This window comes from Rothia sp. 11273D007AR (assembly GCF_053547255.1).
In genome coordinates this window covers 46,473-62,087 of record NZ_JBPPWJ010000006.1, presented here as the reverse complement: position 1 = coordinate 62,087, position 15,615 = coordinate 46,473, and the positions used below count along the sequence as shown (strand labels likewise).

Here is a 15,615-nt window from a genome sequence, read left to right as displayed (position 1 = left end):
AGGGGGTACCGGCGCCAGCAGCCCGGTGCCTCCTCTTCGTTTTGTTTGGGATAGGTGCCCGCCGCGTGTGCTTCGCGGCGGGCATTTTTCGTGGTGGACATGTTTCGTGGGGTGCGGACGCCGGTGGGCTAATATCGGGGGAGCGCGGCTTTGATGTCAGGGGAGGGTAACGTGGCGGAGTATTCACGGTTTGATCAGTTGCCGGTGAGCGTATCGCGGTCGGCGCCGGGTTCTTTGCCGTCGCAGGTGGCTGAGCAGATTCGCACCCTGGTGTTGGGTGGTTTTCTGGTGGCGGGTGACCCGCTGCCTTCTACCCGTGCACTGGCTGAGCGGCTGAATGTTTCACGTGGAACGGTTGTTTTTGCGTATGAACAGCTGGTGGGCGAAGGGTATTTAACCAGCGGACGCGGGGGCACCCGCGTAGCTGACTACCTCACCCTGGGTGCCGCGGGGGTTTCTCAGTCGGCGGTGCCGGTTTGGGGTGTGGGCTCCGCGCGATTGCTGCCTGGGGGCAGGGAGGGAGGGCAGGCGTCCGTCCCTCTGCAAGGTCCGCAGGGTATATCTCCCTATCGTGGCGACCCCTCGATGATTGATCTTCGCCCTGGTAGCCCCGATACTTCTCTGGTGGCAAGTGCTACCTGGCGGGCTGCCTGGCGGCAGGCGGCTGCCACTCCCGGTACGGCCTACCCGCCTGCTGGCTCCTATGAGTTACGGGTGCAGCTGGCTGAGCACCTGCGGCTGATGCGGTCGGTGCTGCGCACCCCGGACGACCTACTGGTAACTGCCGGTGCCCGCGACGGCTTCCGTCTGATTCTTACCGCCCTGCGGCGCCGGGTGCGCAACCGTCCGCTTCGAATCGCGGTCGAGAACCCCGGCTACCCCTCCCTGCACCGCATCCCCCTCGCCTTCGGGCACGAAATCCTACCGATTGAGGTTGATGAGCAGGGCCTCAACCCCGCCCACCTGCCTACGGGGCCTCGCCGGCCCGACCTCGTCCTGATAGCTCCTAGCCACCAGTACCCCCTGGGAGCTTCCATGCCGCTGGCGCGCCGTCTGGAACTGCTGGCCTGGGCGCGCACCCACGACGCCCTGCTGGTTGAAGACGACTACGATTCTGAGCTGCGCTATGTGGGCGACCCCCTACCGGCTCTAGCTTCTCTTGACCGCCCGCCTCTGCCGGGCGGGGCTGAGGCCCACCCGGCCCGTTGGGCCTCCGACCGGGTGGTGACACTGGGGTCTTTTGCGAAGATGCTGGCTCCCGGCCTAAACCTGGGCTATGTGGTGCTGCCCCGGCACTTGCAGGCTGACCTGCTAGAACTGCGTGCCGACTTGGGCAACCCGGTGTCGTCGGTCGTGCAGGACGCCATGGCGGCCTTCCTCGCTGCGGGCGGGGTGCGCCGCCATACGGCGCGCATGCGCCGGGTTTACCGCGGACGCCGGGAGCAGGTACTCACCGCCCTGCAGGGTTTGGATGCTGCTCGGGTGCTACCCATGGACGGCGGCCTGCACGCGGTGCTTCACCTGCCCGGCATTGATTCTGCCCGGGGGAGGGACCTTGAGAGTGAACTGGTTGAAGCCGTCCGCCTAGAAGGCGTGCTTGTGGCCCCGCTGGGGGATTACTGGTCAGCGCGGGCTGAGTCGGGCGAGGCCTTATACGGCTTGGTGCTTGGGTTTGGGGCCGTCAGTGACCGCAAGCTGGCTCTCGGTCTAGAGGGTTTGCGGCAGGTGTTGGAAGGTTACTCTGCTGGTCTAGGTGCCCATTCTGGCCGCTAGGACGTAACAGGCTGCCTGTGGCTCGGCGGCTTTCAGCTTGGCTGGTTAGACTGGTGGGGTGACTTTTGATTCTCAGCACTCCAATTCCCGGCACTCCGATTCCCAGCGCACCGATTCCGAGCCCTCTGGCTCCCACCTGGCTGCCGGCGGGCAACAGACCGACCCCAAGCGTCCTGTGGACCCCGTTCTGGCAGCCGCCCTCACCGGCCCCACCCTGGTGCACGCCCTGGTTTTCCTGGCCTTCGGCCTCACCACGGTCTTTTGGCAGCAACCGACCCTGGGCGTCATTACTGTCATGCTGGGTCTTTACATGCTGGGCTATGCGGGGGCGTCCTACCTGACGGCCCAAACCCTGCGCCGCGTAGGGGACGCCAGCTCGGCCCAGGCCTTTACCTCCATCGCCCTGGTGCAGGCGGCCGGTGGCGTGCTGGCTTTTGTGGCCCCCCGCGGGGAGTTCTGGCTAACCCTGGTTGCCGCCTGCGTGCTGGGCTTGACCGGTGTGCTCAAACTGCTCGCCGGCATGCGTACTAAGGAGAGTAACCCGGCGGCCCGTGATTGGCAGCTTGAGGGCGCTATTGTGACGCTTTCGGCGGCAGCCCTGCCTGTGGTCTCTGAGATTGGCGATAAGGCCATTATGGGAACCGCCGGTGGGGGCGCCCTAGTAGCCGGTATTTTCTTGGTGATCGGTGCGCTGTCTTTGCGCGCGGACACCCGTCACGGCTAGGGGCTGTCGGGCAAAAGTGGTGCTCACCCCGTAGACTGGTGGAGAGTTTGTTTTCAGGAGGAATGGTCTTGGCTCAGAAGAGTGAATCACCCAATCGTGGGTTTAAGGCGCAGGTGCGCGGTCCGCTGATTATTGCGGCGGTCTTGGCCCTGGTGGCTTTCTTGGGCATCGTGGTTTTTGCAACCGGCGGTACAAATAACACCCCGAATGTGGTGCTGGCTTTGACCGTTGCCGGTGCTGTTTTTGTGGTCACCCTGGTCATGTGTGCAACCCTGATTCTGGTGGAGCGCCCCAACGACCCCGAGCTGGGTGAGGGTACGGGTATCAACCGGTCGTCCGCCAAGCTGTACGCTGAGGCCCGGGCCCGCCGAGAGGCCGAGACCAAGCGCCGCGAGGCTGAAGAAAAGGAACGCCTGGCCAAGCGTATTGACGAGGCGAATGCAGCTCAGAAGAAGGGCGAATCTGACCCCTCGGCATAGGCGCCGGTAGAAGACGGGAGCTACCCTGCGGGTAGCTCCCTTCTTTATGCCTGCTGTGTGGGAAGGTGTAGATTTCACGTCATATAAGAAAAGCCTGCTGACTATGTGGCTGTGCCCCGGTAGCATAGGGCAAAAGCCCCGCGCCCACCGACGTGCGCGGGCATGAGCTATGTGAAAGGGCCTGCCATGACCTACACTGTCAGCACCTATCTGCTAGATCGCCTAGCTGAGTGCGGGGTGAGCCACCTACTGGGTGTGCCCGGCGACTTTAATTTACGCTTTCTTGACGATGTTATTGACCACCCAAAGGTTAGCTGGGTCGGCAACGCGAATGAACTCAACGCAGGATATGCGGCGGACGGCTACGCCCGCGTCAACGGGTTCGGTGCGGTGCTGACGACGTTTGGGGTGGGAGAATTATCAGCCCTCAATGCCCTGGCGGGGGCCTATGCCGAGTACGCGCCGGTGCTCCATGTGGTGGGCGCTCCCACCCGGCAGGTGCAGGAATCGGGGAAGGCTATTCACCATACCCTGGGTGATGGTGACTTTACCGCTTTCCGGCAGGTTGCAGAAAAAGTATCGAGCGCTGTGGTTGAGGTGCAGCCGGCAACGGCGGCTCACGATATCGATCGGGTGCTTGCTGAAATTGCCCTGCGGAAGCGGCCGGGGTACCTGTTGTTGGCTGACGATGTAGCGGTATTGCCCTGCATGCCGCCCAGTGAGCCCCTGAAACTGCCGAGCCCCGCCTCTGTTCCCGGTGAGAAAGAACGTTTTAGGCAGGACTTCACTGAGCTTCTGCAGCGGGTGGGTGAGCGGGCGAACCTGACCCTGCTTGCTGATGTTCTTGTTCAGAGAATGGGGCTTCAGACTGAAATACGCGAGTTGGTGGATGAAACCGCTCTGCCCTACTCTACGTTGAAGTGGGGCAAGGGCCTGTTCGATGAAACAGCTTCAGGGTGGCGCGGAATCTATACCGGTGAGGTGTCGGAGGCCGCGACCCGGCAGGCGGTGGAAGAGGCAGATGTGTTGATCTGTGCGGGGGTAGTGCTCACCGATACTATAACGGCCGGTTTCACCCATGCCTTCCCCGAGCACACTGTCTACCTAGAGCCCCAGCAGGTGGTTATGGGTGATACGGTATATGCCCCTTTGACCCTGGCTGACAGCCTATCGGTAGTTCTCGGTGCGCTCTGTGATGCAGGGTGGCAGGGGCCTGAAGGGGAAGGTAACAGTGAGAACGCAGTGGAGAGCGGCTTGATAGGGTCTTGCAGCTCAGACTTAGATGCGGCAGACCTTCGTGCCCCGCTGACGCAAAACACGCTGTGGCAGATAGTAGCCTCCAGGATTCCCCAGGGTGCCACCGTAGTGGTGGATCAGGGTACATCTTTTGCGGGCATAGCGCCCCATCCACTGCCCTCGGATGCGCGGTGTATAAGTCAGCCCCTATGGGGTTCTATTGGCTATAGTCTGCCAGCTCTACTGGGGGCTCAGCTGGCTGCCCCTGAGTCTCGCGGGGTGTTGCTCATTGGGGACGGGTCTGCTCAGCTAACGGTGCAAGAGCTGGGAACATTGTTGCGGCTGGGTCTTACCCCCATTATCGTCCTGGTGAACAATGAGGGTTACACGGTTGAGCGTGAAATTCACGGACCTACCCAACCCTACAATGATATACAGCTGTACAACTGGTCCCTGGTTCCTGCGGCTCTGGGGGCAAAGAAGGAGCAGGTGCTGACGCTCCAGGCGGCAACCGGTGCCGACCTGTGTGAGGCTCTAGAGCGCGCGGTAAAAACCACCGACCGCATGGTACTTCTCGAGGTTCTGGTGGATCGTCACGATGTGCCCGACCTGCTGGAGGAGCGAGTGGAAGCCCAAAAGTAAGGGGGGTATCTTAACTTTTCCCTACGGATTTTCTGTCTGTCATGCGCTAATGCTGCATATTCTGCGTAACAGCTCATCTGCCTCTAGGCACCCGTCTATTTTTTCTGTATCGTGTGAGCTGATGCACAGAAGTCTGTGCGCCCTCACGGAAGGAGGCTTCGATGACGAAGCAGTTAACCCACTACGTCGGCGGCGCCCATCGCCCCGGAACCTCAGGTCGTTTCGCCGATGTCTACAACCCCAGCACCGGCCAGGTGCAGGCCCAGGTGCCTCTGGCGTCCGCTGATGAGGTGCGCGATGTTATCGCCAACGCCGCAGAAGCCCAGGCCAAGTGGGCTGCTACCAACCCCCAGAAGCGCGCCCGTATTCTGCACCGCTTTGTGGACCTGGTCAACCAGAACGCCGACGAACTGGCCGAGATGCTTTCGCTCGAACACGGCAAGACCGTAGCTGACGCCCACGGCGATATCCAGCGCGGCCTTGATGTCGTCGAATTTGCCACCGCCGCCCCCCACCTGCTCAAGGGCGAATACTCCGACTCCGTAGGCACCGGCATCGACGTGTACTCCATGCGTCAGCCCCTGGGCGTGGTCGCTGGTATCACCCCCTTTAACTTCCCAGCCATGATTCCCCTCTGGAAGTGCGGCCCCGCAATCGCAGCCGGTAACGCCTTCGTCCTTAAGCCCTCAGAGCGTGACCCCTCCGTGCCCCTGCGCCTGGCTGAGCTCTGGACTGAAGCCGGCCTGCCCGACGGCATCTTCAACGTGGTCAACGGCGACAAGGAGGCCGTTGATACCCTGCTCGATGACCCCCGCATTAAGGCCGTCGGCTTCGTGGGCTCCACCCCCATCGCCCAGAGCATCTACGAGCACGCCGCTCGCACCGGCAAACGCGCCCAGTGCTTCGGCGGTGCCAAGAACCACCTAATCATCATGCCTGACGCAGACCTCGACCAGGCGGCCGACGCCCTGATCGGCGCAGCCTTCGGCTCTGCCGGTGAACGCTGCATGGCTATCTCGGTGGCCGTGCCCGTCGGCCAGGCCACCGCCGACGCCCTGGTTGAAAAGCTGGTCGAGCGCACCAAGACCCTCAAGGTCGGCCACGCCCTTGACCCCGAGGCAGACTTCGGCCCCGTCGTTGCCGCCAGCGCCCTCGAACGCATCGAAGGCTACATCGCCGCCGGCGAGAAGGAAGGCGCCGAGCTACTGGTGGACGGACGCGGCGTCAAGGTCGAAGGCCACGAGGGTGGCTACTACATCGGCGCTACCCTCTTCGATAAGGTCACCACCGATATGTCCATCTACCGCGAAGAAATTTTCGGCCCCGTCCTTTCCGTGGTGCGCGTCGATGACTTTGAAGAGGCCCTGGCCCTGCCCACCAACCACGAGTTCGGCAACGGCGTTGCCATCTACACCCGCGACGGCGATACCGCTCGCGAATTCGCCCGCCGCGTCGATGTGGGTATGGTAGGTGTGAACGTGCCGATCCCCGTGCCGATTGCCTACTACACCTTCGGCGGCTGGAAGGCCTCCGGCTTCGGCGACCTCAACCAGCACGGGCCCGACGCCTTCCGCTTCTACACCAAGACCAAGACGGTAACATCCCGCTGGCCCTCCGGCATTAAAGAGGGCGCCAGCTTCGTTATGCCCACCGGCAACTAAAGGAGGCCCACCGTGACCGATACGCCCGGCACCCAGCCGACTGAGAGCGTCCTGACCGAAAAACGCGGCAGCCTGGGGGTTATCACCCTGAACCGCCCACGCGCGGTCAATGCCCTCAACGCCGAGATGATGGAGCTGATGAACGCAGCCCTGGACGACTTCGAACAGGATGCCGACATCGCCGCCGTGCTCCTGCGCGGCGCCGGTGAACGGGGTCTTTGCGCAGGCGGTGACGTGGTAGCCCTCTACAAGGCCACCGGCGAAAACCCGGATCAGGGCGTGGACTTCTTCCGAGTGGAATACACCCTGGACCTGCGTATTTCCCGCTACCCCAAGCCCTTCATCTCCCTCATGGACGGCCTGGTGCTGGGCGGCGGCGTGGGCGTCTCAGCCCATAGCTCCCACCGCATCGTCACCGAACACACCCGCACCGGCATGCCCGAAACCGTCATCGGCTTCTGCCCCGACGTGGGCGGCCTCAACATCCTGGCCCGCGCCCCGCAGAACCTGGGCACCCTCATGGCCGTCACCGGCCTGCATGTGACCGGGGCGGACGCGCTCGCTGTCGGCATGGCTGATTATTTCGTGCCGTCTGAGAAGCTTGATGACCTGGTCGCTGCCCTTGAGAAGGTCGAGGGTGCGGACGCCGTCACCCGCGTCATTGAGGGCTTTGCGGCTGATGCGCCTCCCTCCCCGCTCGTGGAGAACGCCCGCTGGATTGAGGGTGCTTTTGCCGCCGATACCGTTGAGGAAATCCTTGAGAAGGTCCAGGTGGTGGCTGATTCGGGGGCGGACGGCGCCGAGTTCGCCGGTACGGTTCTGGCGGCCCTGCAGAAGAACGGCCCGACTGGCATGAAGGTGGCTCTGGAGGCTGTGCGCCGAGCCGGTAGCCAGAGCCTGGCAGAGACCCTGAATCAGGATTTCATCACCTCTTGTAATGCCCTGGCACATCACGATATGCGTGAGGGTATCCGGGCCCAGGTGGTCGATAAGGACCGTAACCCACAGTGGTCCCCTGCCAGCCTCGCGGAGGTCTCGCGCGAGAGCGTCCTGGCCTTCTTCACCCCCACGAAGGCGGGGGAACTGGGTCTAGCCTAAAGACGCAGTCACCCCACCACGAATGTGACTCATATTCCCGAAAGGGTGTTGTTTTAACGCCCGCTTGGGAATATGAGTCACATTCGTTGTAGAGAAAGATAGCTTGCCTACTAGCTCTTGAGGTCCGGGAAGTCCGTGTCGGCGAACTCGTGGCCGTAGCCCTCGGTGGTGGTGCGGGCGGCCAGAGCTGCGGCGCTCTTCTCGCCGTGGCGGCCGTGGAACTCGTTCTCACGGGCTCGCAGTTCCACGCGGCGAATCTTGCCCGAAATGGTCTTGGGTAGCTCGTAGAACTCGATGCGGCGCACCCGCTTGTAGGCGGCCAGGTGGTCGCGGGCGTACTTGAGAATATCCTTCGCGGTCTCAGCCGTCGGCTCGTGCCCAGCGGCCAGCACAATGTAGGCCTTGGGCACAGCCAGGCGGATCTCGTCGGGTGAGGGAACCACCGCAGCCTCAGCCACAGCCGGGTGCTCAATGACCACGGATTCCAGCTCAAAGGGGGAGAGCTTGTAGTCGGAGGCCTTGAAGACGTCGTCGGCGCGGCCCACATAGGTGAGCACCCCGTTCTCGTCCCGCTCGGCAATATCACCGGTGTGGTAGAAGCCCCCGCGCATGGTGTCCTCAGTCTTCTCGGGGTCCCCCTTGTACTGGGTCATCAGGCCCAGGGGGCGGGCATCGCCCAGGCGGATACAAATCTCACCTTCGGTCTCAGAAATCTCGTCAGTGGCCGGGTCAATCAGCACAATATCGTAGCCGGGCAGGGGCTTGCCCATGGCACCAATCTTGATGGGCTGGCCGGGGGTGTTGGCGATCTGCACGGTGGACTCGGTCTGCCCAAAGCCATCTCGAATATCTACGCCCCAGGCGGTTTTCACCTTGGAGATAACTTCGGGGTTCAGCGGCTCACCCGCGGCAACGACCTTGGTGGGCGGGGTCGCCAGCTGATTCAGGTCAGCCTGAATGAGCATGCGCCAGACGGTGGGCGGTGCGCAGAAGCTGGTGACCCCGAACTTCTCCATGTTCTGCATGAGGGCAGCAGCGTCGAAGCGGGAGTAGTTGTAGATAAAGACGGTTGCCTCAGCAATCCAGGGGGTAAAAATGTTGGACCAGGCGTGCTTGGCCCAGCCGGGTGAGGCCACATTCAGGTGCACGTCGCCGGGGCCCATGCCAATCCAGTACATGGTCGAAAGGTGGCCCACCGGGTAGGAGGTGTGGGTGTGCTCCACCATCTTGGCCCGTGAGGTGGTGCCCGAGGTGAAGTACCAGAGCAGGGGCTCGTCGCCCCGGGTGGGGGCGTCCGGGGTGAAATCGGTGGGAGCGGACGCCGCATCCAGGTAGTTCAGGTGGGGGTGCTTGGTCAGGGCCCCCTCGGTCTTACCGTCTGTTTCGATCACGGTGAAGTTGCCCTCAACCCGCTCGAATTTGGGCACGTTCTTGCTGTTGGTAATGACCCATTCGACCGTGCCACGGCTGATGCGTTCATCGAGGTCAACCGGCTCAAGCATCTCGGTGGAGGGCATGAGAATAACGCCCAGCTTGATGCCGGCGAGCATGAGTTCCCAGAGCTCTACCTGGTTGCCCAGCATGAGAATTACACGGTCACCGCGCTTCACGCCTACCGACCGTAGCCAGTTAGCCACCTGCGATGACCGCTGAGATATTTCTGCATAGCTCACGCTCACGCTGGAACCGTCCTGCTCCGCGATAATCAGGGCGGGGGCGTCCTTGCGTTCCTCGCTGGCAGCTACCTGGTCAAACCAGTCGAGGGCGAAGTTGAAATGCTCAAACCGGGGCCAGGTGAACTGTTCGCGCGCGGCGGCATAGTCCTCGCGCAGGGCGACAAGCTGATCGCGAATGGTGCGGAACTCTTCGGTAACGCTCATGAGTAACCTCTTTCGGCAATAAACCACACAAAAATAGTGGCATGGGTCACGATAGGGTGCTGTGAGTCACTATAGGGGAGGGGTGACACCCCTGCCAAGACCCTGTGGAAAAATCAACGAATGCAAACCTGTCTGCGCGTAACGAACCGATTAATTCCCCCAAAAGCTACCCGGCGGCCCCCAAGGTGGAGTACATTCAGAGCTAAATATGGCTTGACTCACACAAAAAGTGCGGGCGAACCCCGCCCGTGAGTTGCACACGACGACGTTGCACAGGAGAGCTACCCTATGAACACCCACATCCGCGGAATGGTCAAAAACCCACCCGAAAAGCCCCTGCCCTTCCCCGACATCGACCCCTTCGGCGTCCTTAACCTGCTGCCCGACCACGAAAAAGAGTGGTTCTTGCGCATCCGCACCTACCTGCAAGAAGAAGTACGCCCCCACATCGTTGACTACTGGAACACCGAAGAATTCCCCCTCCACCTGCTCGAAAGCATGGCTGAGGTGGGCCTGGCCCGCCTTGAAACCAGCGGCACCTCCTGGCTCTTCCGCGGCCTGGTCTACGCAGAAGTGACCCGGGTGGACGTCTCGCTCTCAGCCCTGGTCGGCATTCACAACGAGCTGGTGCTCGGCATGATCAACATTCTCGGCTCTGACGAGCAGAAAGCCGAGATGCTCTCGAAACTCGAAAGCTTTGAACTCACCGGCGCCTTTGCCCTGACCGAGCCCGACCACGGCTCCGATATCGCCGGCGGCCTCGAAACCAGTGCCACCTTTGACGGCGAAAACTGGGTCATCAACGGCGAAAAACGCTGGATCGGCATGGGCACCATCGCCGACTTCGCCCTGGTCTGGGCCCGTGATACCGCCGACCAGCAGATCAAGGCCTTCATCGTACCCACCGACGCCCCCGGCTATGAGGCTGAGAAGATTCGCAACAAGATCGGCCTTCGCGTCATGCAGAACGCCCACATCACCCTCACCGACGTGAAGGTGCCCGCTAGCGCCCACCTGCCCGGGGCCATCAACTTCGACGCCGCCAACGAGATGCTGCGCAACTCCCGCGCCTGGGTGGGCTGGCAGGGCTACGGTATTCAGCTGGGCATCTTCGATATCGCCCGCGACTACGCCCTCACCCGCCAGCAGTTCGGCAAGCCCCTGGCTAAGTTCCAGCTCATCCAAAAGAACATCGCAGAAATTATGAGCAACACCCAGGCAGCCCTGGGGCTCATGATGAACTGCGCCCGCATGCAAGAAAACGGAACCCTCGACATGGTTCACGCCGCCATGGCCAAGGCCACCACCACCAAGCTGGCCCGGCAGAGCGCCTGGCTGGGCCGGGAAATCCAGGGCGGCAACGGCATGACCACCGACTACGAGATGGCCAAGTTCTTTGGGGACGCCGAAATCCTCTACACCTACGAGGGCACCTACGAAATCAACTCCCTCATCGTGGGCCGGGCCCTGACCGGCTACTCAGCCTTCGTCTAAACCCCTCACCTCCCACCTGAAAGAGAGCACCATGGATTTCACCAACACCACCGCCCTGGTCACGGGCGCAGCCTCGGGTATCGGGGCAGCAACCGCCCGCGCCCTGGTTGCCCGCGGCGTGCACGTCTACGGCCTCGACCTTCCCGCCGGTATCGAAAAGGCCGGGGAGGTTGAGGGCGTCACCTTCCTGCCCGGCGACGTCACCGACTACGCTGCCGTTGAAGCTGCCTTCGAGCGGGTGGGGCAGGACGAGCGCCCCCTGCGCACCGTGGTCAACTGCGCCGGTATCGCCCCGGGGGCCCGCGTCCTCTCAAAAAGGGGGCCGCATGACCCTGCCCTCTTCGCTAAGACCGTCAGCATTAACCTCAACGGCACGTTCAATGTGCTCACAGCCGGGGCAGCCCTGATGGCCACCCAGGAGCCGGTGGAAGGCACAGCCGGGCGGGGCGTCATTATCAACACCGCCTCTATCGCCGCCTATGAGGGGCAGATTGGTCAGATAGCCTACGCGGCATCAAAGGGCGGGGTCGTAGCCCTGACCCTACCCGCGGCCCGAGATCTGGCCAGCTCAGGAATTCGCGTGAACACTATCGCCCCGGGCATCGTGGATACCCCGCTCATGGCTGGCATTACCGAAGAGTTCCGCGAAGAACTCGCTCAAAACGTACCCTTCCCGCAGCGCCTCGCGGCCCCCGCTGAATACGCCGACCTGGCTGTTTTTATCGCCGAGCACGACTACATCAACGGCGAAACAATCCGCATGGACGGCGCCCTGCGCATGGCCCCCCGCTAGGCCGCACCCCGAAACCGACGAGACAGAATAGCCCACCTTATAAGGGAGAAGAAGATGACCACCACACCCACTATCGCTTTTATCGGCCTGGGGCACATGGGCGGCTACATGGCAGCCAACCTGGTTTCTGCAGGCTACACCGTGCACGGCTTCGACCTGGTGCCCGCCGCGCTCGATGCCGCCCGTGACCGCGGAATCCAGGTCGCTGCCAGCGGTGAAGAGGCCGCAGCTCAGGCCGATATCGTCATCACTATGCTGCCTGCTGGCCAGCACGTTCTGGGAGCCTACGGCGGACGCGAGGGGCAGGGCGGTCTGCTGGCTGCAGCCAAGCCCGGCACCCTCTTCATGGACTGCTCCACCATCGAGGTAAAGCACGCCCGCCAGGCAGCCGACCTAGCTGTGCAGGCCGGCATGCGGGCCGTCGATGCCCCGGTCTCCGGCGGTATGGTGGGAGCCGAGCAGGGCACCCTCACCTTCATGGTGGGCGGCGCTGAGGCGGACGTAGAGCAGGTGCGCCCCCTGCTTGAGGTGATGGGCAAGAAGGTGGTGCACTGCGGTACCAATAGCACCGGCCAGGCCGCAAAAATCTGCAACAACATGCTGCTGGGCATCACCATGGTGGGCGCCTCCGAGGCCTTCGTGCTGGGCGAGCGCCTGGGGCTTGACGCCCAGGTGCTCTACGACGTCATTTCCACTTCGTCCGGCTACTGCTGGGCGGTCAACGTCAACTGCCCGGTGCCCGGCCCCGTGCCCGGGTCGCCCGCTAACCGCGACTATGAACCGGGCTTCGCTACCGCCCTCATGAGCAAGGACATGGGCCTGGCAGTTGCTGCCCTCGACACCGCAGGGGTCAACGGCGAACTCGGCAAGCACGCCGCAGATATCTATACTCACCTGGTAGAAGAAGGGCGTGGCACCAAGGACTTCTCAGACGTCATTAACGCCATCCGCGAGGCCGACGGCTCACCCGTCTCAGGTATCTAACCCGCCTACAGCAAGGAGAAACACCCGTGACTACCTACGAGAACATTCTGGTTGAAACCCGCGGCCGGGTGGGGCTGATTACCCTCAATCGCCCCAAGGCCCTCAACGCCCTCAACGATGCCACCATGCGCGAGGTTGTTGCCGCCGCAACCGACTTTGACCGCTCACCCGAGGTGGGGGCCATCGTCCTGACCGGTAGCGAAAAAGCGTTTGCCGCCGGTGCCGATATCAAGGAGATGTCATCCCAGACCTACGCCAGCATGTACGCGGCCGACTGGTTTGCCCACTGGGACAACCTCACCCGCCTGCGCACCCCCATCGTGGCTGCCGTGAACGGCTACGCCCTGGGTGGCGGGTGCGAACTGGCCATGATGGCCGATATGCTGGTTGCCGGGCCCTCCACCAAGTTCGGCCAGCCCGAAATCAACCTTGGGGTCATCCCCGGCATGGGTGGCTCCCAGCGCCTTACCCGCGCTGTGGGCAAGGCTAAGGCCATGGACCTCTGCCTGACCGGGCGCTTTATGGGGGCGGACGAAGCCGAGCGGGCAGGGCTGGTATCCCGCCTGGTGGAGCAGGACGCGGACGTCCTTCCCACCGCCCTTGAGATGGCAGAAACCATCGCTTCTAAGTCAAAGTTTGTGGCCCAGGTCTGCAAGGAGGCCGTCAATGCCGCCTTTGAGACCACCCTGGCCCAGGGTGTTGCTTTTGAGCGCCGCACCTTCCACGCTCTTTTTGCAACCGAGGACCAGAAAGAGGGCATGGCTGCCTTCGTTGAGAAGCGGGAGGCTGATTTTAAGCACCGCTAAAGCTTCATGCCCTCCGAAAAGTGCAAGTGCCCTGCCAAAAGTGACGGGCACTTGCACTTTTCAGAGGGTATCTTGAGGGTATGAATAAGACCCGCCTAAGCCCTACCGCTCCCGGCCTGTATACGGCGTCCGCGAGCGTCCGCTCCACCAACCTTGGTGCCGAGATGCCCAACCCTACAGGTAAGGGCACCACCGGCATCAATAAGCAGCCAGTAGATTCCCTGGAGGTTTTTGCCCCGGCACCCGGCTATGGCAACGGCTCCGGCGTGCGCGGGGATTTTGTGGGGGACGCCAAGCACCACGGCGGTGCTGACAAGGCGGTTTACGCCTTTGCCCGGGAAGAATTGGATTACTGGGCCGAGCGCTTAGGTGCTCCCTTGGCTGACGGGCAGTTCGGCGAGAACCTAACTACCGAGGGTATTACCTGGAGCCGGGTTCTCATCAACCAGCGCCTGGCAGTGGGCACGGCCATGCTTGAGGTGTCGGTGCCGCGCCAGCCCTGCCGCACCTTTGCCGACTGGCTAGGCCAAAAAGGCTGGGTAAAGACCTTTACTGAGCGTCAGGACGCCGGCGCCTACTTGCGCGTCATCCAGCCCGGTACCATCACAGCCGAGGATACTATTACTTTTCTGCCTGCCCCCGACCACGGGGTGACTATGGGGCAGGCCTTTGCGGCCGCTATGGGTGATCGTGCTGCCATGCAGGCCGTGGTAGAAGCAGGCTGCTACCCGCCTTTCTACCACGATCGGCTACTGGCTAAACTGGGGCGCTAACTGGCTCGTCTGCCTACTTCATGCGGTTTATTTTTTGACTTAGCCTTTGATGCAAAAAATGCCTTGCAACCCTTCGAAAAGTGCAACTGCCCTGCCAAAAGTGACGGGCACTTGCACTTTTCCGATGGCATCTCCCTATCATCCGCAATGCTTTCTTGGTAAAGTAATTCCTGTAAGGAAAATCAACCTGAAAGGCATACAATCGTGGCACCTAAAATAGGCTTCCTCTCCTTCGGCCACTACGGCGACTACCCCGGCTCTAAAACCCGCACGGGCGCCGATATGCTCCACCAGGCCATCGACCTGGCCGTCGGTGCTGAAGACATCGGGCTGGACGGTGCCTTCTACCGCGTCCACCACTTTGCCCAGCAGCAGATGTCCCCCTTCCCCCTACTGGCCGCCGCAGGGGCCCGCACCTCCACCATCGAGCTGGGCACCGGCGTCATCGACATGCGCTACGAAAACCCGCTCTATATGGCAGAACAGGCCGCCATGGTCGACCTGATTGCCGGTAACGAGCGCCTGCAGCTGGGTATTTCCCGCGGGTCACCCGAAACCGTCTACAAGGGCTTTGCCCACTTCGGCTACCTGCCCGCTGAGGGTGAGGACGAGTCTGACATGGCCCGCCGCCACACCGCCCTCTTCCGCGAGGCTATCGCCGGTAAGGGCATCGCCCAGAACGTTTCTGACCCCACCCAGCTTGACCCCATTACGCCCCAGTCGCCCGGCCTGCCCCGCCGCATCTGGTGGGGCGCTGGCACCCGCGATACCGCCCGCTGGACCGGCGAGCAGGGCATGAACCTGATGTCCTCCACCCTGCTGTTGGAAGACACCGGCGTGCCCTTCGATCAGCTGCAGGCTGAGCAGCTGCGTATCTTCAAGCAGGCTTGGGCGGACGCCGGGCACGAGGGCACCCCGCGCACGTCGGTATCGCGTTCGATTATTCCGATTATTGACGAGCAGAGTAACTACTACTTCGGCCTGCGGGCCCAGGCTGAAGGCCAGGACCAGGTCGGTATTCTGGACGGCGCCGTCTCCCGCTTCGGCAAGAGCTACATCGGTGAGCCCGACAAAATTGCTGAAGAGCTGGCTCAGGACGAGGCCGTGGCTGAGGCAGACACCCTGCTGGTGACGATCCCCAACATGCTGGGAGTAGACTTCAACCTGCGCCAGCTGCAGGCCATCGTCCGCGATATTAAGCCCGCCCTCTAGCCCCTTCCCACCCCTAACAAGGGGACCTCATTTCTTCAAAAGGACCGCATATTATGCGGT

The 15,615-nt window shown here is 62.4% G+C and carries 13 protein-coding genes; 12 read left to right on the top strand and 1 reads right to left on the bottom strand.

The features are described from left to right. Positions 1-171: 171 nt before the first annotated feature. The 6 genes from pdxR to ACED88_RS04530 all read left to right on the top strand — a co-directional run bounded on the left by pdxR (position 172) and on the right by ACED88_RS04530 (position 7,613). A complete protein-coding gene (gene pdxR / locus ACED88_RS04555) occupies positions 172-1,773 on the top strand; it encodes a MocR-like pyridoxine biosynthesis transcription factor PdxR (RefSeq protein WP_449107249.1) in 1,602 nt (533 codons plus the stop codon). A 58-nt stretch (positions 1,774-1,831) separates the two neighbouring features. Further along, positions 1,832-2,497 (top strand): DUF308 domain-containing protein, encoded by a 666-nt coding sequence (locus ACED88_RS04550; RefSeq protein WP_449107250.1) that lies wholly within the window; start codon positions 1,832-1,834, stop codon positions 2,495-2,497. Between the two features lie 62 nt (positions 2,498-2,559). After that, the gene (locus ACED88_RS04545) at positions 2,560-2,976 is read left to right on the top strand and encodes a hypothetical protein (protein ID WP_449108861.1); all 417 of its coding nucleotides are present in this window, start codon (positions 2,560-2,562) and stop codon (positions 2,974-2,976) included. A 186-nt stretch (positions 2,977-3,162) separates the two neighbouring features. Next, positions 3,163-4,854, top strand: coding sequence for an alpha-keto acid decarboxylase family protein (locus ACED88_RS04540; protein WP_449107251.1), 1,692 nt, complete (start codon positions 3,163-3,165; stop codon positions 4,852-4,854). 161 nt (positions 4,855-5,015) lie between these two features. Continuing rightward, positions 5,016-6,515 carry a CoA-acylating methylmalonate-semialdehyde dehydrogenase gene (locus tag ACED88_RS04535; protein ID WP_237186715.1) on the top strand — a complete coding sequence of 500 codons (1,500 nt, stop codon included), beginning with the start codon at positions 5,016-5,018 and terminating at the stop codon, positions 6,513-6,515. A gap of 12 nt (positions 6,516-6,527) precedes the next feature. Continuing rightward, the gene (locus ACED88_RS04530; RefSeq protein WP_449107252.1) at positions 6,528-7,613 is read left to right on the top strand and encodes an enoyl-CoA hydratase/isomerase family protein; all 1,086 of its coding nucleotides are present in this window, start codon (positions 6,528-6,530) and stop codon (positions 7,611-7,613) included. 110 nt (positions 7,614-7,723) lie between these two features. On the opposite strand, the gene ACED88_RS04525 is transcribed toward ACED88_RS04530, so the two are convergent. Beyond that, on the bottom strand, positions 7,724-9,493 hold the full coding sequence (locus ACED88_RS04525; protein WP_449108860.1) for an AMP-binding protein: 1,770 nt from the start codon (positions 9,491-9,493) through the stop codon (positions 7,724-7,726). 288 nt (positions 9,494-9,781) lie between these two features. Here ACED88_RS04525 and ACED88_RS04520 point away from each other — a divergent pair, with 288 nt between their 5' ends. The 6 genes from ACED88_RS04520 to ACED88_RS04495 all read left to right on the top strand — a co-directional run bounded on the left by ACED88_RS04520 (position 9,782) and on the right by ACED88_RS04495 (position 15,555). Further along, a complete protein-coding gene (locus tag ACED88_RS04520; protein ID WP_449107254.1) occupies positions 9,782-10,987 on the top strand; it encodes an acyl-CoA dehydrogenase family protein in 1,206 nt (401 codons plus the stop codon). A 31-nt stretch (positions 10,988-11,018) separates the two neighbouring features. Beyond that, positions 11,019-11,780 (top strand): SDR family oxidoreductase, encoded by a 762-nt coding sequence (locus tag ACED88_RS04515; RefSeq protein ID WP_449107255.1) that lies wholly within the window; start codon positions 11,019-11,021, stop codon positions 11,778-11,780. 54 nt (positions 11,781-11,834) lie between these two features. Then, the gene (gene mmsB, locus ACED88_RS04510; RefSeq protein WP_449108859.1) at positions 11,835-12,764 is read left to right on the top strand and encodes a 3-hydroxyisobutyrate dehydrogenase; all 930 of its coding nucleotides are present in this window, start codon (positions 11,835-11,837) and stop codon (positions 12,762-12,764) included. A 26-nt stretch (positions 12,765-12,790) separates the two neighbouring features. Next, positions 12,791-13,570, top strand: a complete 780-nt coding sequence (locus ACED88_RS04505) for an enoyl-CoA hydratase (RefSeq protein WP_237196140.1) — start codon at positions 12,791-12,793, stop codon at positions 13,568-13,570. Positions 13,571-13,650: 80 nt separating this feature from the next. Continuing rightward, on the top strand, positions 13,651-14,343 hold the full coding sequence (locus tag ACED88_RS04500) for an MOSC domain-containing protein (protein WP_449108858.1): 693 nt from the start codon (positions 13,651-13,653) through the stop codon (positions 14,341-14,343). 204 nt (positions 14,344-14,547) lie between these two features. Beyond that, positions 14,548-15,555 (top strand): LLM class flavin-dependent oxidoreductase, encoded by a 1,008-nt coding sequence (locus tag ACED88_RS04495; RefSeq protein ID WP_449108857.1) that lies wholly within the window; start codon positions 14,548-14,550, stop codon positions 15,553-15,555. The last annotated feature ends 60 nt before the right edge of the window (positions 15,556-15,615 follow it).